General features: G+C 67.4%; 20 protein-coding genes. 15 read left to right on the top strand and 5 right to left on the bottom strand.

Going from position 1 to position 21,220, the window contains the following annotated elements; all coding sequences use genetic code 11:
- Nucleotides 1-135 precede the first annotated feature (135 nt).
- The 11 genes from LK996_RS08750 (at nt 136) to LK996_RS08800 (ending at nt 11,564) form a co-directional block, all read left to right on the top strand.
- Nucleotides 136-1,323 (top strand): EAL domain-containing response regulator, encoded by a 1,188-nt coding sequence (locus LK996_RS08750; protein ID WP_230526715.1) that lies wholly within the window; start codon nt 136-138, stop codon nt 1,321-1,323.
- Between the two features lie 8 nt (nt 1,324-1,331).
- The gene (locus LK996_RS08755; RefSeq protein ID WP_230526716.1) at nt 1,332-4,241 is read left to right on the top strand and encodes an ATP-binding protein; all 2,910 of its coding nucleotides are present in this window, start codon (nt 1,332-1,334) and stop codon (nt 4,239-4,241) included.
- A 40-nt stretch (nt 4,242-4,281) separates the two neighbouring features.
- Complete coding sequence (locus tag LK996_RS08760; RefSeq protein WP_230526717.1) at nt 4,282-4,911, top strand: ParA family protein; 630 nt, start codon at nt 4,282-4,284, stop codon at nt 4,909-4,911.
- Between the two features lie 67 nt (nt 4,912-4,978).
- Nucleotides 4,979-5,455 (top strand): SixA phosphatase family protein, encoded by a 477-nt coding sequence (locus tag LK996_RS08765; protein WP_230526718.1) that lies wholly within the window; start codon nt 4,979-4,981, stop codon nt 5,453-5,455.
- A 9-nt stretch (nt 5,456-5,464) separates the two neighbouring features.
- Nucleotides 5,465-6,061 carry a YceI family protein gene (locus LK996_RS08770; RefSeq protein ID WP_230526719.1) on the top strand — a complete coding sequence of 199 codons (597 nt, stop codon included), beginning with the start codon at nt 5,465-5,467 and terminating at the stop codon, nt 6,059-6,061.
- A complete protein-coding gene (locus LK996_RS08775; protein WP_230526720.1) occupies nt 6,058-7,959 on the top strand; it encodes a phospholipase D family protein in 1,902 nt (633 codons plus the stop codon). Before LK996_RS08770 ends, LK996_RS08775 begins: the two co-directional genes overlap by 4 nt.
- Before the next feature lie 94 nt (nt 7,960-8,053).
- Nucleotides 8,054-8,668, top strand: a complete 615-nt coding sequence (locus LK996_RS08780; RefSeq protein WP_230526721.1) for a YkvA family protein — start codon at nt 8,054-8,056, stop codon at nt 8,666-8,668.
- 41 nt (nt 8,669-8,709) lie between these two features.
- Entirely contained in the window at nt 8,710-9,093 is a 384-nt protein-coding gene (locus LK996_RS08785; protein WP_230526722.1) for a hotdog fold thioesterase, read from the top strand.
- A gap of 4 nt (nt 9,094-9,097) precedes the next feature.
- Nucleotides 9,098-9,853, top strand: a complete 756-nt coding sequence (locus LK996_RS08790; RefSeq protein WP_230526723.1) for a lysophospholipid acyltransferase family protein — start codon at nt 9,098-9,100, stop codon at nt 9,851-9,853.
- A 59-nt stretch (nt 9,854-9,912) separates the two neighbouring features.
- The gene (locus LK996_RS08795; RefSeq protein WP_230526724.1) at nt 9,913-10,932 is read left to right on the top strand and encodes a YheT family hydrolase; all 1,020 of its coding nucleotides are present in this window, start codon (nt 9,913-9,915) and stop codon (nt 10,930-10,932) included.
- 17 nt (nt 10,933-10,949) lie between these two features.
- A complete protein-coding gene (locus LK996_RS08800) occupies nt 10,950-11,564 on the top strand; it encodes a YbhB/YbcL family Raf kinase inhibitor-like protein (protein ID WP_230526725.1) in 615 nt (204 codons plus the stop codon).
- Here LK996_RS08800 and LK996_RS08805 read toward each other — a convergent pair.
- The 3 genes from LK996_RS08805 to LK996_RS08815 form a co-directional block, all read right to left on the bottom strand.
- Entirely contained in the window at nt 11,542-12,384 is an 843-nt protein-coding gene (locus LK996_RS08805; protein ID WP_230526726.1) for an undecaprenyl-diphosphate phosphatase, read from the bottom strand. The two genes, LK996_RS08800 and LK996_RS08805, sit on opposite strands and share 23 nt — an antisense overlap.
- Nucleotides 12,385-12,444: 60 nt before the next feature.
- Nucleotides 12,445-13,053, bottom strand: a complete 609-nt coding sequence (locus LK996_RS08810; protein ID WP_230526727.1) for an RES family NAD+ phosphorylase — start codon at nt 13,051-13,053, stop codon at nt 12,445-12,447.
- A 61-nt stretch (nt 13,054-13,114) separates the two neighbouring features.
- Nucleotides 13,115-13,498 carry an antitoxin Xre/MbcA/ParS toxin-binding domain-containing protein gene (locus tag LK996_RS08815; RefSeq protein ID WP_230526728.1) on the bottom strand — a complete coding sequence of 128 codons (384 nt, stop codon included), beginning with the start codon at nt 13,496-13,498 and terminating at the stop codon, nt 13,115-13,117.
- A gap of 248 nt (nt 13,499-13,746) precedes the next feature.
- Between LK996_RS08815 and glnA the strand changes: the two genes are divergently transcribed.
- The 4 genes from glnA to LK996_RS08835 all read left to right on the top strand — a co-directional run bounded on the left by glnA (nt 13,747) and on the right by LK996_RS08835 (nt 17,975).
- Entirely contained in the window at nt 13,747-15,156 is a 1,410-nt protein-coding gene (gene glnA / locus LK996_RS08820) for a type I glutamate--ammonia ligase (protein WP_230526729.1), read from the top strand.
- 18 nt (nt 15,157-15,174) lie between these two features.
- Nucleotides 15,175-16,470: an ammonium transporter gene (gene amt / locus LK996_RS08825; protein WP_425493723.1), complete on the top strand. Its 1,296-nt coding sequence runs from the start codon at nt 15,175-15,177 to the stop codon at nt 16,468-16,470.
- A gap of 90 nt (nt 16,471-16,560) precedes the next feature.
- The gene (locus LK996_RS08830; protein ID WP_230526730.1) at nt 16,561-17,262 is read left to right on the top strand and encodes an RHS repeat-associated core domain-containing protein; all 702 of its coding nucleotides are present in this window, start codon (nt 16,561-16,563) and stop codon (nt 17,260-17,262) included.
- On the top strand, nt 17,259-17,975 hold the full coding sequence (locus LK996_RS08835; protein WP_230526731.1) for a hypothetical protein: 717 nt from the start codon (nt 17,259-17,261) through the stop codon (nt 17,973-17,975). The genes LK996_RS08830 and LK996_RS08835 overlap by 4 nt, the downstream gene beginning before the upstream one ends.
- On the opposite strand, the gene LK996_RS08840 is transcribed toward LK996_RS08835, so the two are convergent.
- A complete protein-coding gene (locus LK996_RS08840) occupies nt 17,964-20,090 on the bottom strand; it encodes an amylo-alpha-1,6-glucosidase (RefSeq protein ID WP_230526886.1) in 2,127 nt (708 codons plus the stop codon). The genes LK996_RS08835 and LK996_RS08840 overlap by 12 nt on opposite strands.
- Nucleotides 20,091-20,092: 2 nt before the next feature.
- Nucleotides 20,093-21,154, bottom strand: a complete 1,062-nt coding sequence (locus LK996_RS08845; protein ID WP_230526732.1) for a glycosyltransferase family 4 protein — start codon at nt 21,152-21,154, stop codon at nt 20,093-20,095.
- Nucleotides 21,155-21,220: the final 66 nt, after the last annotated feature.

Raw genomic sequence — 21,220 nt, forward strand, 5'->3', positions numbered from 1 at the left:
GGACGGGCGCGGCAAAAGCGGGAAAAAAGACGCGGGATTGTAGCAGCGGCGGCTTGCGCGGCCGCCCCGGCCCCCCCGACACGTTTCAATACGCAGGCGCACGCGGCAGTGCGCCCCGATCGGGGGAAGCTCCGGATGAGCTTGAGCGCGCTGCGCGTGATGGTGGTGGAAGACCACGGCTTCCAGCGCCGGCTGGCGCTGCGCCTGCTTGCTGAACTGGGCGTCTCGTCGGTGATGGAAGCGGCCGACGGCGTGGCGGCGCTCGCCCAGCTGGAAACGCAGATCCCCCCCGACGTGGTGCTGGTCGACCTCGACATGCCCGGCATGGACGGCATCGAATTCATCGGCCACGTCGCGCAGCGACGCCTCGCGCGCGGCGTCGCGCTGGTCAGCGCGCTCGACCCGGCCCTGCTCAACACCGTGCAGATGATGGCGCGCGCCTACGGCCTGCACGTGCTCGGCAGCATCGAGAAGCCGCTGAGCGCGGAGAAACTCGAAGCGGTGCTCACGCGCTACGAGGAACGCCTGCAATCGAACCCCGACGACGAAACGCTGTTCCTCGAGATCGCCGACGTGCGCCGCGCGTTGAACGAAGGCGAGATCGTCCCGTGGTTCCAGCCGCAGGCCGAATTCGCGAACGGCAAGATCGTCGGCATCGAAGCGCTCGCGCGCTGGGAACGCGACGGGCAGGTGATCCGCCCGCACCACTTCGTCGGCATGCTCGAATCCGACGGCCTGGCCGCCGGCCTCACCGACACGATCCTCGACCAGGCCTGCGCGTGGAAGCGGCGCTGGCAGGACGATGGCCTGCGCCTGAATCTCTCGGTCAACGTCTCGCCCGCGACGTTGCACGACCCCGCCGCCGCCGATCGCTACCAGCAGATCGTCGAAGCGCACGGCGTGTCGCCGTCCGAAGTGATCCTCGAGATCACCGAGAGCCTGTTGATGGCCGATGCGGCGCGCGGGCTCGGCGTGCTCGCGCGACTGCGCCTGAAAGGCTTCGGCCTGTCGATCGACGACTTCGGCACCGGCTATTCGTCGCTCGCGCAGTTGTCGCAGGTGCCGTTCACCGAACTCAAGATCGACCAGGGCTTCGTGTTCGGCGCGCATTCGCAGCCGCGCAAGCGCGCGGTGGTCGAAGCGAGCCTGGACCTCGCGCGCAAGCTGCAACTGGAAACCGTGGCCGAAGGCGTGGAGACGGTCGAGGACTGGCAGATGCTGGCCGAGCTGGGGTGCGGCATCGCGCAGGGCTATCTCGTCGGCGCGCCGGTGCCGGCCGAAGACCTCGCCGAGTGCGTCGCGCGCTGGCGGGCGCCGCACTGAGGGCGCGCATGCGGTTCCGTTCCTTTTCGCTCGGGATGCGCCACCAGTTGTGGGGGCTGTTCGGCCTGTTCCTGCTGGCCGGCGCGACCGTGCTCGTGATCGACGAATGGGTGCAGTACCAGCAGCGCGCCTCGCTCGAAACGCTGCGCGACAACTCGCTTCAACGCCTGCGCCACCTCAAGGCCGTGTCCGACGGTTACGGGCTCGACGTCGTCGACACCACCTTCCGCGTGCGCAACAACCTGATGACCTGGAACCAGGGCGTCGCCACGCTCGATGCCGCGCGCGCGAAGATCGACCGCAGCTGGAAAGCGTTGGCGTCGATGCCGCGCGACCCCGAGCAGAAGGCGATCTTCGAGCAGGTGCTGGTCGCGCGCGTGCGTTCGCACAAGGCGATGGACACCTTGCGCGCGATCCTCGTGGCGCGCGACCTTCCCGCGCTCGGCCACTTCGCCGACACAGAGCTGTATCCGTCGATCGATCCGGTGACCACGCGCATGGAAGCGTTGTCGCAGATCGCGATGGTGAACTCCGAGCGCATGGTGCGCGAAGACATCGAGCGAGGACGGCGCGCGAGCGCGCTGCGCATCTCGCTGTCGATGATCGCGCTGCTGTTCGCCGCGTTGATCGCGCGGCACATCCTGCGCAACGTGTACAAGGGCGTGGAATCGCTCACCACGCTCGCGCGCGACATGCGCAAGCACCAGTTCGACGAGAGCGAACCGATGTACCGGCCGCGCGGCGAACTGGGCACGGTGATGGATGCGTTCGTGGACATGCGGCGCGACGTCGTGCGCTACGAATCCGACCTCACCGGCCAGCTCGCGGTGAACGAAGCCGTGCGCCAGGAACTCGAGCGCCGCGAGGAATTCCAGCGTTCGCTGCTCAACGCCGCGCAGGTCGCGATCCTCGCGATGGACGGCCACGGGCGCTGGATCATGTACAACCCGTTCGCCGAGAAGCTGCTCGGTTGGCACCCGCACGAACTGCTCGGCAAGGTCCCGCGCCACGGCACGCAGCCCGCCGAGGACGATTCGCCGATGCTCGTGCCGGCGGAGCAGGTGGAGCATGTGGTCGCCGGGCTCGAACGCATGCGCGGCAAGCGCGTGCCCGCCGACTGGCGCGCGATGTACGCGCTCGCCGAACTCGATCGGCCGCCGCACGAAGCGGTGCTGGTGCATCGCGACGGCCACATGGTGCCGGTCGTGCTGTCGCTCGCTGCATTCAAGGACGAGGCCGGCAACCCCGGCGGCCTGATCGCGGTGGCGACCGACCTCACCGAACGCAAGCGCCTGGAAGAAGCGTTGCGCGAGAGCGAATCGCGCGCGCACGAGGCGAACATCGCGAAGAGCGCCTTCCTCGCCGCGATGAGCCACGAGATCCGCACGCCGATGATCGGCGTGACCGGCATGGTCGAAATCCTCGCGCACACGCAGCTCGACGGCGACCAGCGTCGCGCGCTCAACGTCATCCAGTCGTCCGCCGAATCGCTGTTGCAGATCATCGGCGACATCCTCGACTTCTCGAAGATCGAAGCGGGGCGCCTGGAGCTCTCGCCATCGCCGGTCGATCTGCGTCGCGTCGTGCGCATGACCGTGGCGAACTTCTCGGGCTCCGCGTCGAGCAAGGGCTTGCAGTTGTCGTGCGATGTCGACGATCGCATCGGCCCCGCGTATCGCGCCGACGCGTTGCGCGTGCGACAGATCGTGTCGAACTTCCTGTCGAACGCGATCAAGTTCACCGAGCAGGGCCGCGTCGAAGCAGTATTCGAGTGGAAAGCCGCGGAGCCGGACGCGGGCCCGTTGGGCGGCGATCGCCTCACCGTGCGCGTGACCGACACCGGCATCGGCGTATCGCCCGAACAACAGGCGCGCCTGTTCCAGCCGTTCTCGCAGGCCGACAGCGATACGACGCGCCGTTTCGGCGGCACGGGTCTCGGGCTTGCGATCTGCCGCCGCCTCGCCGAACTGATGGGCGGCGCGGTGACGATGGAAAGCGCGCCGGGGCAGGGCACCACGATGCGCTTCGACGTCGCCTTGCCGCGTGCGCGCGTCGAAGACGTGCCGGCCGAGTCGCTGCAGCCTTCGACACCGTTGCTCGCACCGCGCAAGTTGCCCACGGTGGCCGAAGCCGAAAGCGAAGGCAGCCTCGTGCTGCTGGTCGACGATCATCCGACCAATCGCGCAGTGATCGCGCGCCAGCTCGCGCTCGCCGGCTATGCGAGCGAAAGCGCCGACGACGGCGAACAGGGCCTGGTTCGCTGGCGCACGGGCCGCTATGCGCTCGTCCTCACCGACGTTCACATGCCGAAGCTCGATGGCTATCAGTTCGCGCGTGCGATCCGCGAAGAGGAAGCACGCGAAGGCCGCATGCGCACGCCGGTGATCGCGCTCACCGCCTCCGCGTTGAAGGGCGAGGCGGAACGTTGCCTCGCTGCCGGCATGGACGATTACCTCGCCAAACCCGTCCGCATCCCTTCGCTCGTGGAGATGCTCGCGCGCTGGTTGCCGCATACGCAGGTCGCCGCCACGCCGACGCAGATCGCGGACCTCGCGTCGATGCTGCCGCAGGCCGAACGCCCCGCGCCCATCGACGAGTCGGTGCTCACCGGCCTCACGCACGGCGACGCAGCGGAAACCCGCGAACTGCTCGACGACTTCCTGGCCAGCACGACCACCGACCTCGCCACGCTCGAAGCCGCGCGCGATTCCGGCGACCTCCCCGGCGTGACGCGCGAGGCCCACAAGATCAAGGGCGCCGCGCGCAGCATCGGCGCGGGCGAACTGGGCGAGGCGGCGGATGCGCTGGAAACCGCCGGCCGCGCGCAGGACGCCGCGCACGTGCCCGCGCTGGTCGCCGACGTCGCCACCGCGGTGCACCGGATGGTCCTCTGGATCGACGCACGCTGGCCCCGGTGAGGTAAGGTCCGACTTCCAAGCGTGCTTCCAGGGGGTCGGGATGAAGACCGTGCTCGTGGCCAGTTCGAAGGGGGGCGTGGGCAAGACCACGCTGTCGACCAACCTCGCCGCGCATTTCGCGAACGACGGCAAGCGCACCGTGCTGGTCGATGCCGACCGCCAGGGCTCCTCGCGCCACTGGGCCGAGAAGCGCGCGCACCTGAATACCGCGGTGCTGCCCGTCGACGGCACGCGGCGCGACTGGAACCGCAAGGTGCCCGACGATGCGCAACACGTCGTCGTCGATGCATCGGCTGGCGCGCATGGACCGGAGCTCGTGCACTTCCTCGACGTCGCCGACGCGGTCGTCGTGCCGGTGCTCGCATCGCGGATCGATATCGAAGCCACCGTGCCGTTCCTCGACACGCTGGCCAAACATCCGCGCGTGCGCAAGGGCGACCTCCCGGTCGGGCTCGTCGGCAATCGCCTGCGCCCGTGGACCAACGCCTCGCAGCAATTCATGGATGCGCTGCGCGAATGGCCGTACCCGCTGGTCGCCGAATTGCGCGATACGCAGGCCTACGTCCTGATGGCCGGGCTCGGCAGGAGCCTGTTCGACTACCAGTCGCAGCAGGTGCGCGAACACCAGGCCGACTGGGCGCCGCTCTTCAAGTGGCTCAAGCGCGCGTGAGGGAAGATCGCGCACTGCCGGGGAATTCACCCCTCGCGCCCCCGGCGGTCGGCTAAGCTCACCGCATATGCGCGAACTCATCCTGCTGCGTCACGCCCATGCCGAGCCGGCCACCGCCGGCCAGGCCGACCTCGATCGCCCGCTCTCGCCGGAGGGCCTCGCCGAAGCGGAGGCCGCGGGCCGCTGGCTCCGCGAGCGCCAGCTCGTGCCCGATCGCGTGTTGTGTTCGCCTTCGCGGCGCACGCGCGAAACGCTCGAAGCCGTGCTCGGCGCGGTCGGGTACGTCGACCAGCGCCTCGAGCCCGCGATCTACGAAGCCACGCCCGGCACGCTGATGGAACTCGCGGACGGGCACAAGGACGTCGATCGCCTGTTGCTCGTCGGCCACAACCCGGGTTTCGAACAACTCGCCGCGTTGATGCACAGCGGGCAGTCGGGCGATTACCGCGGCATGCCGCCGGCGGGCATCGCGGTGCTGCACCTGCCGCGCGAGGCCGCATTCGAGCCGGGCGCCGCGCAGCTGGCCGCGTTCTGGTGGCCGTGACGGCCTGACATGCGCGCGTTCGTCGCCACGCTGCTGCTGGCGGGAGTCGGCGCCGGCGTGGTGGCGTCGCGGGACGTCGGCGCACAGCAACCGGTCGCGCCGATCGCGGTGATCCAGCCGGAATCGCGCTTCGAGTTCTCGATGGTCACGCGCTGGAACCAGGTGCTGATCGGGCGCTTCCCCGAAGCGGAAGGCGATGTGCTCGCGTTGCCCGACGGCCGTCGCCAGGTGCGAATCCGCCTGTCGACCGCGAGCGTGGAGATCGTCGACCATCCGCGCTACACGCGCTTCATGCGCGGTCCCCGGTTCTTCGACGCCCCCAAGTTTCCCGACGTGACGTTCCTTTCCGATCCCTACGACGCCGACCTGCTGAACACCGGCGGCACGTTGCACGGGCGCCTGCGCATGCACGGCATCCAGCGCCGCGAAACCTTCGTGCTCGAACCCGCCGCGTGCGTGCGCCCGGGCCGCGACTGCCCGATCGTCGCCGCCGGCACCGTGCGTCGCGCCGCCTACGATCTCGACGGCTGGCGCATGGCGCTGCGCGACGAGGTGCGGTTCTCGATGCAAGTGCGACTGCACGACACGACGGCCGGCCAGCGATGACGTTCCCCGGTGGTGCCCGATGGCTCGCGCTCGCCGCGCTGCTGTTCGCGAGCGGCTGCACGACGTTGTCGTTCGGCCAGCGCGATCGGGCGCAGCAGGTCGCGTTCGACGCGCGCGCGCGCGAGGTCGCCTGCGTGCGCACCGACGACGCCTGCGCGCAGCCTTCGCCGCTGCGCGACCTCGGCGATCGCGCGATGGCCGCGTCCGTGCCCGGCGCGCCGATGCACTACGCGCTGATCCTCGACCGCGGCCCCGACGCCCTCGTCGCGCGCCTCAACCTCATCCGCAGCGCGCGCAAGACGATCGACCTGCAGACCTACATCTTCGACGAGGACGACGCGGGCCACCTCGTGCTCGACGAACTGCTCGCCGCCGCGCGCCGCGGCGTGCGCGTGCGGTTGCTCGTCGACCAGTTGTCCGCGCTGAAGAAGGCCTCGACCCTGGCCGCGCTCGCCTCGCAGCACGCGAACTTCGACCTGCGCGTCTACAACCCGATGTTCAACGACTCGCGGATGAGCTATCCGAAGTACCTGGCGGCCTCGATCTGCTGCTGGAACCGGCTCAACCAGCGCATGCACAGCAAGTTGCTGTTGGTCGACGACGTGGTCGGCGTCACCGGCGGGCGCAATTACCAGGACGATTACTACGACTGGAGCAGCGAGTACACGTTCCGCGACCGCGACATCATCGTCGCCGGCCCGGTCGCCCGCGAGATGGCGGCGAACTTCGAGACGTTCTGGAACTTCGAGCGCAGCGTCCCCGCCGAACGCCTCGACGACGTGGGCCGCATGCTCCTGCGCGAAGGCGCGCCCGAGATGGCGCATCCGCCGCTCGAAGCGCCCGCGCGCGTGGCCGCGTTGTCGCAGCAAGCGAGCGACGAGGCGCTGGTACGCAAGCGCTTCGTCGATCCTGCATTGATGGTCCGCGAGGTCCACTTCATCGCCGACGTGCCGGACAAGCACCGCGACGACCAAAGCCCGTCGGCGGAGAACGCCGGCCAGCGCCTGCGCGACATCGTCGAATCGGCGAAGCACGAAGTGCTGCTGCAGACGCCGTACCTCGTGCTCTCCGAGGCCGCGCAGGACATGTTCCGCGGCATGCAGCAGCGGCCCGACGCGCCGCGCGTGATGGTCTCGACCAACAGCCTCGCGGCGACCGACGCCTTCATCGTCTACGCGCTGTCGTACAAGTACAAACGCCGCTACCTGCGCGAGTTCGGCTTCCACATCTACGAATACAAGCCGTTCCCCGCGACTTCGCCGATCGATCTGGCGGCGATCGCCGCGGGCGCGGAGGAGGAAGCGCAGCGCATCGCGCTCACCGAAGGCGACGAACGCCGCGCGCCGCCCCAGCAACAGGGCGAAGGCGTCGCGACGCGCTACTTCGGCAGCGGCGCCAACGCCCCGGTGCCGCTGGAGAAGGCCGGCGTGCGCATCGGCCTGCATGCGAAGTCGATCGTCGTCGACGAACGCATCGGCGTGGTCGGCACCCACAACTTCGATCCGCGCGGCGACAACTACAACACCGAGAGCATGGTGGTGATCGAGGACGCCGCGTTCGCGAAGGCGCTCGCCGACAGCATCCGCGGCGACATGCGGCCCGAGAACGCCTGGGTGATCGCGCGTCGCGACAAGGCGCCGGTGTTCTCGGGCATCGACTACTCGCTGGACAAGGTGTCGGAAGACCTGCCGATCTTCGACCTGTGGCCCTGGCGCTACGCGACGAGCTTCGAGTTCGTTCCCGGCCCCGGATGTCCGGCGCCGCTGCTTCGCGACGACCCCGGATTTCGCGCCTGCTACGAGCCGGTCGGCGATTTCCCGGAGGTCAGCGGCAGCATCAAGGGCCTCACGACGCGGATCTTCACCGCCTTCGGCGCAGGGTTGGCACCGATCTTGTAGGCATGTCCCGGCAAGCAGCCGGAATGTTCGGAGACGCACGGTTCTGCTAGTCTGCCTGCCCTTGCCCCCATCGCTTACGGACTGGATTGCCGCCATGTCGATTTCGCTGAACTTCGAACTCAACGACCGCGACCTCGAGCACTTCCAGAAAGCGCAGGCCGCCGCGAAGGAATCGGCCAAGGACCGCACGGCCGACGACATCATCTCGTGCGCCAGCGGCCTGCTCGCCGACGCGCAGAAGGTCCACATCCCCGACTTCATCAAGGAACGCCTGCTGCGCCTGGACGACATGATCGCCATGGTGCGCGACGAAGGCTGGCACCTGCCGGAAGAAGACCGCCAGCGCGTGCTGTCGGCGCTCGTCTACTTCTGCGATCCGAAGGACATCATCCCGGACAACGTCGAGGTGCTGGGCTTCCTCGATGACGCGGTGATGATCGAACTGTGCGTGCGCGAGCTGAAGCACGAGCTCGAGGCCTACGACGACTTCTGCGATTACCGCGAGCACGAAGCCAAGCGCCGCGGTTTGGACGCGTCCCAGCTCGGCCGTACCGAGTGGCTGGAATCGCGCCGCGACGAACTCGTCGACCGCATGCACGTGCGCCGCGAACGCGACTTCGGTTCGGGTTACGGCAGCAGCAGCGGCTACGCCTCCACGCGCCAGTCGTACACGCGCGGCTGGCGCCCGGGCATCTTCAAGTTCGGCTGACGGTGTTCCGGCCGGGCATAAGTCTCGATGCCCTGAATGCGATGTCGCGCGGCACCGCGATGGAGCCGCTCGGCATCGTCTTCACCGAAATCGGTCCCGATTTCCTGCGCGCCACCATGCCCGTGGATGCCCGCACGAAACAGCCCTACGGTCTCCTGCACGGCGGCGCATCGGTGCTGCTCGCCGAAACGCTGGGCAGTTCGGCCGGCATGTGGAGCACCCGGGAGGGTGACGGCGTGGTCGGCCTCGAGATCAACGCGAACCACCTGCGTGGCGTGCGCGACGGCCTGGTCACCGGCACCGCGCGCCCGCTGCACGTGGGTCGGCAGACGCACGTGTGGGAGATCCGCATCGAGGACGAACGCGGCAAGCCCGTTTGCATCTCGCGCATCACCCTCGCGGTGATCCCGCTGCCCACCCAGTGATCGCATGAACTCGTTGCGCTTCGCGCTCCGCCTGCCCCTGCTGCTGTGGCACGTGCTGGTGGACCTGCCGCTGACGCTGCTGCTGATGGCGCCGCCGTTCCGCCGCATCCGCATCGGCGGCGAACCGCTCGACCATCGCGCGATCCGCTGGTGGCAGGGCGGGTTGATGCGCGTGTTCGGCTTCCGCATGCATCGCCGCGGCACGCCGTTGCCGGGCGCGACCCTGTTCGTCGCCAACCACGTGAGCTGGGTGGACATCGTCGCACTGCACAGCCAGCGCATGATGGGCTTCGTCGCCAAGCGCGAGATCAGCCGCTGGCCGATCGTCGGCTTCCTCGCCACGCGCGGCGAAACGATCTACCACGAGCGCGGCAGCAGCGAATCGATGGGCGGCGTGCTGCACGAAATGCTCGCGCGACTGCGCGCAGGACGCTCGGTCGGCGTGTTCCCGGAAGGGCGCACGCGCGACGGCCACGGGATCGGCCCGTTCCATGCCCGCATCTTCCTCGCCGCGGTCGAGGCGGGCGTGCGCGTGCAGCCGGTCGCGCTGCGTTACGGCAAACGTGCGGAGGCGCAGACGGTGGTCGCCTTCGCCCCGGGCGAAAGCTTCGCGGGCAACTTCCTGCGCCTGCTGGGCGAACCCGCGCGCGACGCCGAAGTGTGGTTCCTCGATCCGATCGACGTCGGCGACGCCGGCGGCCGCCGCCGCATCGCCGAGCTGGCGCGCGACCGCATCGTCGCGGCGATGGAGGCCCCCTGAACCATTCAAGCGGCGGGCTAGAGCGCGCTCTCGACATGCATCGCGCTAGCCTGCCGGTCATGTCGAACGCCTGCGATTACGCGCCGCCCCGTTCGCTGCGCAGCCCGCATCTCCAGTCGGTGCTGGGATCGAGCGCGCTGCGACGCCGCCGCGGTCGCCAGGCACTGGCCGCGACCGGCGCAATCACCACCCCGCAGATCATCGACGCCGGCGAAGGCGTGCGCCTGCAGGGCCTGCATTCGGCGATTCCCGGACACACCGCGCGCGGCCTCGCGCTGCTGCTGCACGGGTGGGAAGGCAGCGCGGATTCGAGCTACATGCAGCTCACCGCGGCGCGCCTGCTCGCGCGCGGCTTCGAAACCTTCCGCCTGAACTTCCGCGACCACGGCGACACGCACCACCTCAACGAAGGCCTGTTCCACTCCAATCGCATCGACGAAGTGGTGTACGCCGCCGCCGAAGTCGCGCGCCGCTACGCGACGCGGCCGATGGTCGTCGCCGGTTACTCGCTCGGCGGCAACTTTGCATTGCGCGTCGCGTTGCGCGCGCCCGCCGCCGGCATTCCGATCGCGCATGTCGCGGCCGTGTGTCCGGTGCTCGACCCGGCGCGCACGATGGACGCGATGGAACACGGGCTGTTCCTGTACATGTGGTATTTCGAGAAGAAGTGGCGCGATTCGCTCGTGCGCAAGCGCCGCCTGTTCCCGCAGCAGCACGACTTCGACGATCGCGTGCTCGGCCTGCGCATGCGGCCGCTGACGCAGTGGATGGTCGAGCGGCACACGCAGTTCGGCTCGCTCGACAACTATTTCGACGGGTATTCGATCGCGGGCGACCGGCTGGCGTCGCTGCACGTGCCGGCGAGCATCCTGATGGCGGAAGACGATCCGGTCATTCCGGTCGACGCATTCCGCGCGCTGCACCTGCCGTCGAACGCACGCCTGGAAATCGCCGCGCACGGCGGCCATTGCGGTTTCCTCGAGAACTGGCGCGGCGACGGCTTCGCCGAACGCTGGGTCGCCGAACGCCTCGACAGCGCGATCGACGCGACCGTGGCAACATCGCCCGCCATCGCCTGACCGCAAGGAGCGCCTGCATGCATCTCACCAGCGAGAGTTTCGAACATCGCCATCGCATCCCGGCCGAGTTCGCGATGGGCACGCCGGAGGGGTTCGGCGGCAACCGCAATCCGCATCTCGCATGGTCCGACGCGCCGGCCGACACGCAGTCGTTCGTGCTGCTGTGCATCGACACCGATGCGCCCACCGATCCGTCGACGGTGGGCCGCGACGACATGGAGATTCCGGTCGAACAACCGCGCGCCGACTTCGTGCATTGGGCAATGGTCGACATCCCCGCGAGCGTGCGCGAGATCGCAGCCGGCAGCTGCAGCGACGGCATCACGAAGCACGGCAAGCAGGCACCGAAGGGTCCGCCGGGCGCGCGCCAGGGCTTGAACGACTACACGGGCTGGTTCGCGGGCGACGCCGACATGCGAGGCAAATGGCGCGGTTACGACGGCCCGTATCCGCCGTTCAACGACCTGCGCCTGCATCGCTACTTCTTCCGCCTGTTCGCGCTGCGCGTGCCGAAGCTCGAGCTGCCCGAGGACTTCACCGCGGCGGATGTCTTCCACGCACTGCAGCCGCACGAGATCACCGAGGCGGCGATCTACGGCACGTATTCGCTCAATGCGAAGGTGAAGGGCTGACCAGCAGCAACAGCGCCACGCCCAGGATCACGCGATAGACCGCGAACACCGTGAACGTGTGCGACTGGATGTAGCGCAACAGCCACTTCACCGCGACGAACGCGGTCAGCGCCGACGCGGTGAACGCCACCGCGAGCGACCCCCAGTCTTCGCCGGCGAGCTGGCCGTCGCGGGCGAGGTCGATCAGTTCATAACCCGTTGCGGCGAACATCGTCGGGATGCCGACGAGGAACGCGAACTCCGTCGCCGCCGCGCGATTGGTCGTGCCGAACAGCAACGCGACGAAGATCGTCGACGCCGACCGCGATGTTCCCGGGAACACACCCGCAACGACCTGTGCGACGCCAACGAGAATCGCAACGAGCCACGTGATCTGCGTGCGCTCGCCGAGCGCCTGCGCACGACGCGCGGCGAGTTGCTCGGCGATCACCATCCAGATAGCGCCGATCACCAGCGCCCATGCGATCGGCGCGACGTCTTCCGGCAATTCGAAGCCGAGCTTCTTGACGATCACGCCCAGCACCGCGGTCACGCCGAACGCCGCGGCGAGCTTCCACGCGTAATCGCGCGGCGCCTGGCCGTGCACGGTCGTCTGCGCCTTCGCCGGATGCAGGAACGCATCGGCCAGCTGCCACAGGCGCTGGCGATAGATCAGCACCACCGCGAGGATCGCGCCGGCCTGGATCGCGATGTTGAACAGATCGCTGCGATGCCCGAGCCAGCGCTCCGCGATGAGCAGGTGGCCGGTGCTGGAAATCGGGAGGAACTCGGTGATGCCTTCGATGATGCCGAGCAGGAGCGCGGCGAGGAACTCGGTCATGGACGCACGATGCCGGAAGGAATGCCCATCATCGTACGGTAGCGGACGTGGCCGGCGGCATCACGCAGGGGCCGTCCAGGTGAATCGCACGTCGTCGCGCTTCCAAAGCGCGTTCTCTCGCGAGACCTGCAGCCACCAGGTTTGTTCGCCGGGCTCGGGTCGTGGCGATGCGAAGCCCGACGGCGCCAACAGCGCAACGCACCACGCGGGATTCGGGTCGCGCACCGACGCGTAGACCAGTGCACCAACGCCCGCCTCCCGCGCGACGCGCGCGATCACTTGCGACTGCAGGTAGTCGTCGGAATGCCTCCAGGCGCCCGCGTCGACATCGAAGGGCGGTTCGCGAAGGTCGACGCACGTCGTCGCAATGCGCGCCGCGAACGCAGTGAAGGGCAGGGGGGCCAGCGACCGCAGCGCCGGTGCATCCATCAGGAATCGCCAACGCCAGTAGCCAAGCTCCATGCAGGCGGTGCGCACGGATTCGGCGCCATAGAACACGCCCGGGTCGTGCGCGGCACGAAAGCGGGACCCACCGCGCGCTGGCGAATAGCGGAACGGCGTGGCGAGCAGGTAATGCAACGCCGCCGTTCCATCGGCACGCGGCGGCTTGGACGTTTCGAGCAGGCGCTCCAGGAGATCCTGTTCGTCCGCACCGTCAACGAGCTTCATCGTCGACGCGACATGCTGCGCCTCGACCATTCGCCACGCGAGGCCTTCCCAGGGGCGTGCCTCAGATGCGACCGCGGTGGGTGTCCAGGTAGTCCACGACATGCACGAGCCCTTGGATATGCGTGATCAGATTCGCGGGCATATCTCGCAGGGCGAGGTTCTCCGAGCGCATCCACGTGCGCGCAGCTTCATCGGAGCCGACGATCGAATCCAGCGATCGAAACAAGCGAACGAACAAAAGCGCCAGATCCCATTCCTTTCGAGACGGATTCAGCGAATAGGTGCCTGCGGCGAGACGGCTTGCAGAGGAGGGACTGATACCGAGCACGCGCGAGAGCGTGTCTCCGTTGATGGCCAGTCGTTCGGCCACGCGCACCACGGCTTTGCCGAGGACCGCCGCCGAATCGCTTTCTGAATGCCCGGGATGGGGAACGCTGATGGCCATGGACCCTCCTTTCCCTTGCAACATACGCCAGTTTTATTTCTCAAGCAACAGTCGTCCGTCCGCAATTTGGTGCAGATCTCCGTCGAAGGTTCACCATTCTGGTGCAACAAGCTGCTCCGGATTCTTTCGGTCGATTAAAAATCAATAACTTGAGACGCTTCCGGGCTTGGCACGCACCTTGCTCTCCTACGGACGTCCCGGCACCAACGCCGGCCCGATTCCCGCCTCCCGTCCCCAGGAAATCCGCCATGTCCCTCGAACACGTCGAAAAGCTCATCAAGGACCACAAGGTCGAATTCGTCGACCTCCGCTTCTGCGACATGAAGGGCGTGCAGCACCACGTGACCTTCCCGAAGTCGATCATCGACGCGTCGCTGTTCGAAGACGGCAAGATGTTCGACGGTTCGTCGATCGTCGGCTGGAAGGGCATCAACGAATCCGACATGGTCCTGCTGCCCGATGCGTCGACGGCGTTCCTCGACCCGTTCACCGCCGACCCGACGATCGTGCTGACGTGCGACATCCTCGACCCGGCGACCATGCAGGCCTACTCGCGCGATCCGCGCGGCGTCGCCAAGCGCGCCGAGGCCTACCTGAAGTCGAGCGGCGTCGCCGACCAGGCGTTCTTCGGCCCGGAGCCGGAGTTCTTCATCTTCGACAGCGTCCGTTTCGCGAATGAAATGGGCCACACCTTCTTCCACATCGATTCGGAAGAAGCGCATTGGAACTCGGGCCGCGAATACGAAGGCGGCAACACCGGCTACCGTCCGATGGTGAAGGGCGGCTACTTCCCCGTCGCGCCGCTCGACTCGCTGCACGACCTGCGCGCCGAAATGTGCAAGACCCTGGAACAGGTCGGCATGGAAGTCGAAGTGCACCACCACGAAGTCGCGAACGCGGGCCAGTGCGAGATCGGCACCAAGTTCAACACGCTGGTGAAGAAGGCCGACGAACTGCTGACGATGAAGTACGTCATCAAGAACGTCGCGCATCGCAATGGCAAGACCGTCACCTTCATGCCCAAGCCCATCGTCGGCGACAACGGCAGCGGCATGCACGTCCACCAGTCGTTCGCCAAGGGCGGCCAGAACCTGTTCTCGGGCGACGGCTACGGCGGCCTGTCGCAGATGGCGCTGTGGTACATCGGCGGCATCTTCAAGCACGCGCGCGCGATCAACGCGTTCGCCAACTCGACGACCAACTCGTACAAGCGCCTGGTCCCGGGCTACGAAGCACCGGTGATGCTCGCCTACTCGGCGCGTAACCGCTCGGCTTCGTGCCGCATCCCGTACGTGGCGAACCCGAAGGCGCGCCGCATCGAGATCCGCTTCCCCGATCCGATGAACTCGGGCTACCTGATCTTCGCCGCGCTGATGATGGCGGGCCTGGACGGCATCAAGAACCAGATCGATCCGGGCGCGCCGAGCGACAAGGATCTGTACGACCTGCCGCCGGAAGAAGAGAAGAACATCCCGACCGTCTGCCACTCGCTGGACCAGGCGCTCGAGGCGCTCGACAAGGACCGCGACTTCCTCAAGGCCGGCGGCGTGTTCACCGACGACTTCATCGACGCTTACATCGCGGTGAAGATGCAGGAAGTCACGCGCTTCCGCGCCGCGACGCACCCGCTCGAGTACCAGATGTACTACACGCTGTAATCGCTGCATGCAGTAACGATGCAAGACGGGTTCGGCGCCGCAACGGCGCCGAACCCCGCAACTCCCGCAACAGGAGGCTGCATGGTCGTCGCGAAGGCCGACACCGCGTGGATGTTCTTCTCCACGGTGCTCGTGATGCTGATGATCGTCCCCGGCCTCGCGCTGTTCTACGGCGGCCTCGTCCGCGCGAAGAACATCCTCTCCGTGCTCATGCAGGTCCTCGTCGTCGCTTCGCTCGCGCTCGTGCTGTGGGCCGCTTACGGCTATTCGCTCGCCTTCGACGGCGGCAATGCGTTCATCGGCGGGCTCGGCAAGGCGATGCTCGCGGGCGTTTCCCCGGCATCGACCGTCGCGACCTTCACCCAAGGCGTGCGCATTCCCGAACTCGTGTACGTCGCGTTCCAGGGCGCGTTCGCCGCGATCAGTTGCGCGCTGGTGGTCGGTGCGATCGCCGAGCGCGCGAAGTTCGCCGCGGTGCTGCTGTTCACGGCGATCTGGTTCACCTTCGCCTACCTGCCGCTCGCGCACATGGTGTGGGCGTCGAGCGGTTTTCTCTTCAAGCTCGGTGCGCTCGATTTCGCGGGCGGCACCGTCGTGCACATCAACGCGGGTGTCGCGGGGCTCGTCGGGGCCTACATGCTCGGGCCGCGCATCGGCTTCGGGCGCGAGCGGTTGTCGCCGCACAATCTTCCGCTGACGTACGTCGGGGCATCGCTGCTGTGGGTCGGCTGGTTCGGGTTCAACGCGGGTTCTGCGCTGGAGGCGAATGGCACGGCGGCGCTCGCGTTCGTCAACACGATGATGGCCGCCGCGGCCGCGGTGCTGGTGTGGAGTGCGATCGAGGCGTTGCTGCGCGGGCGCGCGTCGATGCTCGGTGCGGCGTCGGGCGCGGTCGCCGGACTCGTCGCGATCACGCCGGCGTGCGGCACGGTCGGCGTCGGCGGCGCGCTCGCGATCGGCGCGTGCGGCGGCGCGGCGGGCTTCTGGGGCGTCAATGCATTGAAGCGCCACCTGCGCGCAGACGACTCGCTCGATGTGTTCGGCATCCACGGCGTGTGCGGCATCGTCGGTGCCGTGTTGACCGGCGTGTTCACCGCGCCCGCGCTGGGCGGCGCCGGTGCGGACGACTTCGACATCGTGCGGCAGGTCGGCGTGCAACTCGCCGGCGTCGGCATCACGCTCGCGTGGTCGGGGTTTGTCGCGTTCGTCGCGTTCCAGGTGGCGCATCGCGTGCGCGGATTGCGCGTGGATCACGATGCGGAGCGCGAAGGGCTGGACATCAGCGCGCATGGCGAATCGGCGTACGAGATCTGACGAACTCGCCGAGTCGGGCCGAAGCTGATTCGGACATAGCGGTCCCTCGCAAGCCATAACCATCGGGCCTCCAGACAAGGAGGTCGTCCGATGGCACGCCTGCTTTCGCTCTTGCTCCTATTGTGCGTCGCATGTCCGGCGCAAGCGCGCTTCGTATCCGCCGATCCTGTTGAAGCGAAAGCCGAGAGCGGCGAGAACTTCAATCGCTACGCATACGGCAACAACAACCCGCACCGATACACGGATCCTGATGGCAGGTGGGCCGAGGATCTGATCCTGGGCGTTCCGAGCGTCGCCATCGGAGGCAAGAGCCTCTACGACAACGCACGCGCGGGCCGGGTTGGACCAGCGATCGCCGATGGCATCGGGCTCGCATACGACTTTGGCGCAATCCTGCTTCCGGGCGTGCCGGGGGGCGCGGGACTTGGTATCCAGGCCGGGCGTGCGGCGGCGGCGCGGTTGCCGGATGCGGCACTAGTTGTTCGAGGAGGGACGAACATCGGGAACGGTGGCAACACAGCGCAGAAGATCGCCGAAGGAACGAAGCTGCACCCAGACGGGGTCCTTGGGTTCTCCGCACAGAGCGCAGCAGATGCGACGTTGTGTCAGCTGTGCGCAAGTATCCCGAACGGTCAGGTCGGAGTGACGACGGTGGGTCAGGTACGACAGTCCGGCGGAGATGTAATCTCCACCTCGGGGCAATCGAGCTCGCACGTTACCGTCACGGGCCTGGACCCGAACACGGCGCAGGGCCTTTTCAGAATCGAACCCAATCCTGCGAAGCAGCCATGAAACCGCAAGCGCCAGAAACACCCGCGATCGTAGTTCTAGAGTTCGACGACGGCGCAAAGTCGGGGTTCTCGACCGGACTCCATGCCACTACGGCACCATCTCGGTTCCAGTGCATCGCGCGTGACCTTGCCACAGGGGAACGACTCTATGTCGTGGCGCCCGTGGACGCGGAACTCTTTCGAGGCCTGTTGCGCGCGCACGGTGGAAATCGTTACTTCATGGCGCAACCAGCGTTGATGGATGAAGCGAGCCGCCGCCGACTCGAGGCGCTGATGACGGCATCCGAGCATAGTCTTGAATCACCGGAGGCAAAGCTCGTCTTCGCGTTGCATATCGACACCGTTCCCCTCGCCGTTGCTTCGACGGAAGGCGTTGAAGCCCGAGTATCCCGGGCGCTGCGCCAATCGGAAACCAGCGAGCTGTCGACGTGGGCCGATGTGCGGCAGTCTGCCGTCGAGATCGATTGGCTGGATGCGATCCAGGCGAGGGCGGAGGTTACGACCCCTGGCCCGTGGCGCTCGTATATCGAGGGACGCGACCACTGGGGTGGCGCCGACTTCATCCAGACCGCGAGTGACGATTTCGAGTTTGTCGGAGCGACCCATGCCGACCAGGATTTCATCGCGCATGCTCGACAGGATGTCCCGCGACTCATCAGCGAGATCCGGCGGTTGAGACGGCAACTCGCTTCGAACGAAACGTCAGCTCCGTAGCCGCACCGCCGGCACGTCGCTTCCGCGGCCTTCGACGAACATCCCGACCCGCGTGTCGACGCGACGGAATAACAGATCGACACGATCGCCGCCGAGCGCGACATCATGCAGGCGCACCTCGTCGATGCCTTCGGGCAGGCGCGGGCGATCGACCTGGATCTCGCCGCGCAATCCGTCGATCTCGAGGCCGAGGCACGACTGCAGCAACATGAAGGGCGCGCCCGCGGCCCACGCCTGCGGCATGCACGCGACCGGATACGCGATCGGCGGCGCGCCCTGCACGCGCTTGAAGCCGCAGAACAACTCCGGCAGGCGCATGTCGAAGTGCACCGCGGCCTGGAATGCGCTCGTGAATACCCGTTCCGCCGCTTCGCGATGGCCGTAACGCGCGATGCCTGCCGCGCACAGTCCGGTGTCGTGCGGCCAGATCGATCCGTTGTGGTAACTCATCGGGTTGTAGCGCGCCTGTCCCTGCGCGAGCGTGCGCAACCCCCAACCGGTGTGGAAGGCGGGCGTCATCAACTGTTCGGCGACTTTCGCCGCGCGTTCCGCACTCGGCAATCCGCAGAACAACAGATGTCCGGGATTGCTCGAACGCACTGCGCACAACGCGCCGTCGCCATCGACCGCGATGCCGTAGAAGCCCTGGTCTTCCATCCAGAACTTCGATTCCACCGCTGCCTGCAGTCGCGCGGCGCGGCCGGCCCATGCGCGCATGCTGTCGTCGTCGCGTCGCAGTTCGGCGAGTTCGGCCATCGCGCGGAACGCCGCGAACGCGTAGCCCTGCACTTCGACGAGCGCGATCGGGCCCTTCGGGAAACGGCCGTCCGCGTGGAAGACCGAGTCCTCGCTGTCCTTCCAGCCCTGGTTCGACAGCCCCGTGGACTCGCCGCGCGCGTAATCGAGGAAGCCGTCGGCGTTGTTGTCGCACACGCGTTCGATCCACGCGGTCGCCGACAACAACGCGGGCCACAAACGATCGACGAACGCGAGATCGCCCGTGCGCCGCGCATACGCGCCCGCGAGCATCACGAACAACGGCGTGGTATCGACGCCGCCGTAGTAGCGGCCGAACGGCAGCTCGCGCAACGCCGACATCTCGCCGCGCCGCGTCTCGTGCATGATCTTGCCCGGCGCCGAGTCGAGGAACGACGACTCTTCCTGCGCCTGGTGCGCGGCGAGGAAGCCGAGCACGCCGCATGCGATCGTCGGATCGAGCCACAGCGTCTGTAGCGCCGTCACCACTGCATCTCGGCCGAAAGGCGTGGAGAACCACGGGATGCCTGCGTAGGGATACGGTCCGGTTTCGAGTTCGCTCGTCAGCAGCGAGAGGTCCGCGCGCGACTGCTGCATCCAGCGATCGAACAGGGGCGCGTCGCTGCGCACGCGTCCGCCGCGACGTCCGCGCGCGCGCATCCGCTTGCGTGCCTGCGCCGCCGCTTCGCGATGACGTTCGCGCGACGGCATCGCGCCGGCCTCGTTCCCGCATTCGACGAACAATGTCTGCTCGACGCCGGGCACGAGATGCAGCAGGAACTCGAACACGCGGCCATCGACCTTCGTCGCCGGCTGCGAGAACGCGATCGCGGACGTGCGGACGACATCGTCGAGCCCGCGATACTTGAAGATCACGCCGCGCGGTCCCTTCAACTCTTCCTGGTCGAGCAGCCGCCCTCGCGCCGCGCGCACTTGCCCGCGCACCTCGAACATGTCGCGGAAGTCCGCATCGACCTCGATGCGCAACGGCGCAATGATCGCGTGCGTGCCGTAGTTCATCAGCGTGATGCGCTCGTGCATCCGTTCTTCGTGCAGGAACCGGGCGCGCAGCAAGTGCAGCAAGCCGTGCGAGGCCGCCGTGACCTCGCCGAGCGGCGGCAACTGCCGGTTGGTCATGTGCGCGAGGAACACGACGTTGTCGTCGGTCACCGCCGCGCTCAGCAGGGCGGGTTGCGTCTCGCCGAGGCGCAACCGGAACATCGACAGCAGCCGCGTGTCGTCGCGGAAGAAGCCGGTGCTGCCTTCCTCGACATCGCCGAAGCCGTTGGCGACGAGGAAGCTGTCGCCGTCCTTCAGCACGTAACTCGCATACAACGCGGCGGTCGCCGCCGGATCCATGCTCACGCCAGGCGCAGGCCGAGATCGGGTTCCCGGGCGCGCACGAGTTGGGCGTAAAGATCGAGGTAGCGGCTGGCCATGGCCTCGTCGGTGAAGCGGCGTTCGAAGACCGCACGCACGGCGCGACGATCGTACGCCAGCACGTCGTGCACGGCCTTCACGGCGTCGTCTTCGTTGTCGACGATACGGCCGGTGACACCGTCCTCGAGCACCTCCGGCACGGAGCCGCGATGCCACGCGACCACCGGCGTGCCGCACGCCATCGCTTCGATCATCACGATACCGAACGGTTCCGGCCAGTCGATCGGGAACAACAGCGCGCGCGCGTTGCCGAGGAATGCGGGTTTCTGCCGGTCGTTGATCTCGCCGATGTACTCGACGTCGCCGCCTTGCAAGAGCGGTTCGATCTCGCGCTCGAAGTAGGCCTTGTCGCCGGGATCGATCTTCGCCGCGATCTTCAGCGGCATGCCGACGCGGCGCGCGATCGCGATCGCGCGATCCACGCGCTTCTCCGGGGAAATGCGGCCGAGGAACGCGAGGTAATCGCCGTCGGGCGCGTCGTTGAAGCGGCACAGATCGCGCGGCAAGCCGTGATGCACGCAACCGATCCAGTTCGCCGTGCGCAAGGGTTTGCGCTGATCGAGCGAGATGGACGCGAGCGGGAACTGGTGCCAGCGGCGATACACGCCCGGCAGGTCCTTGAGATCCAGGCGGCCGTGCAACGTGGTGAGCGTGCGTTCCGCGCAATCCTCGAAGAACGGGAAGTGGATCATGTCGACGTGGAAGTGCAGGACGTCGAACTCGTCCATGCGCCGACGCACTTCATGCAGCATCGCCATGTGCGCGGCGAGGTCGGACTTCAGCAATGCAGGATCCAGGCGGATCGCCTGGTCGCGTACCGGCACCAGCGTGGCGCGCGTCTGGGCATCGGCCGAAGCGAACAGCGTGACGTCGTGTCCCGCATCCACCAATGCGTCGCTCAACCAGGCGACGACACGTTCGGTGCCACCGTACAGCTTCGGCGGGACGGCCTCGTAGAGAGGCGTAATCTGCGCGATCTTCAATTGTCGTTCCAAATGTCCGCCCGGCGCGGCGCTATACGCAAGCTAAAGCCGCCTGCGTAAACGACG

The organism is Noviluteimonas lactosilytica (assembly GCF_020866925.1).
Taxonomy (GTDB): Bacteria; Pseudomonadota; Gammaproteobacteria; order Xanthomonadales; family Xanthomonadaceae; genus Noviluteimonas; species Noviluteimonas lactosilytica.

Excerpts from the sequence above, each read along its gene's own strand:
- LK996_RS08750 (WP_230526715.1), top strand. The coding sequence starts at position 136 with ATGAGCTTGAGCGCGCTGCGCGTGATGGTGGTGGAAGACCACGGCTTC.
- LK996_RS08755 (WP_230526716.1), top strand. The coding sequence starts at position 1,332 with ATGCGGTTCCGTTCCTTTTCGCTCGGGATGCGCCACCAGTTGTGGGGG.
- LK996_RS08760 (WP_230526717.1), top strand. The coding sequence starts at position 4,282 with ATGAAGACCGTGCTCGTGGCCAGTTCGAAGGGGGGCGTGGGCAAGACC.
- LK996_RS08765 (WP_230526718.1), top strand. The coding sequence starts at position 4,979 with ATGCGCGAACTCATCCTGCTGCGTCACGCCCATGCCGAGCCGGCCACC.
- LK996_RS08770 (WP_230526719.1), top strand. The coding sequence starts at position 5,465 with ATGCGCGCGTTCGTCGCCACGCTGCTGCTGGCGGGAGTCGGCGCCGGC.
- LK996_RS08775 (WP_230526720.1), top strand. The coding sequence starts at position 6,058 with ATGACGTTCCCCGGTGGTGCCCGATGGCTCGCGCTCGCCGCGCTGCTG.
- LK996_RS08780 (WP_230526721.1), top strand. The coding sequence starts at position 8,054 with ATGTCGATTTCGCTGAACTTCGAACTCAACGACCGCGACCTCGAGCAC.
- LK996_RS08785 (WP_230526722.1), top strand. The coding sequence starts at position 8,710 with ATGTCGCGCGGCACCGCGATGGAGCCGCTCGGCATCGTCTTCACCGAA.
- LK996_RS08790 (WP_230526723.1), top strand. The coding sequence starts at position 9,098 with ATGAACTCGTTGCGCTTCGCGCTCCGCCTGCCCCTGCTGCTGTGGCAC.
- LK996_RS08795 (WP_230526724.1), top strand. The coding sequence starts at position 9,913 with ATGTCGAACGCCTGCGATTACGCGCCGCCCCGTTCGCTGCGCAGCCCG.
- LK996_RS08800 (WP_230526725.1), top strand. The coding sequence starts at position 10,950 with ATGCATCTCACCAGCGAGAGTTTCGAACATCGCCATCGCATCCCGGCC.
- LK996_RS08805 (WP_230526726.1), bottom strand. The coding sequence starts at position 12,384 with ATGACCGAGTTCCTCGCCGCGCTCCTGCTCGGCATCATCGAAGGCATC.
- LK996_RS08810 (WP_230526727.1), bottom strand. The coding sequence starts at position 13,053 with ATGAAGCTCGTTGACGGTGCGGACGAACAGGATCTCCTGGAGCGCCTG.
- LK996_RS08815 (WP_230526728.1), bottom strand. The coding sequence starts at position 13,498 with ATGGCCATCAGCGTTCCCCATCCCGGGCATTCAGAAAGCGATTCGGCG.
- glnA (WP_230526729.1), top strand. The coding sequence starts at position 13,747 with ATGTCCCTCGAACACGTCGAAAAGCTCATCAAGGACCACAAGGTCGAA.
- amt (WP_425493723.1), top strand. The coding sequence starts at position 15,175 with ATGCAAGACGGGTTCGGCGCCGCAACGGCGCCGAACCCCGCAACTCCC.
- LK996_RS08830 (WP_230526730.1), top strand. The coding sequence starts at position 16,561 with ATGGCACGCCTGCTTTCGCTCTTGCTCCTATTGTGCGTCGCATGTCCG.
- LK996_RS08835 (WP_230526731.1), top strand. The coding sequence starts at position 17,259 with ATGAAACCGCAAGCGCCAGAAACACCCGCGATCGTAGTTCTAGAGTTC.
- LK996_RS08840 (WP_230526886.1), bottom strand. The coding sequence starts at position 20,090 with ATGGATCCGGCGGCGACCGCCGCGTTGTATGCGAGTTACGTGCTGAAG.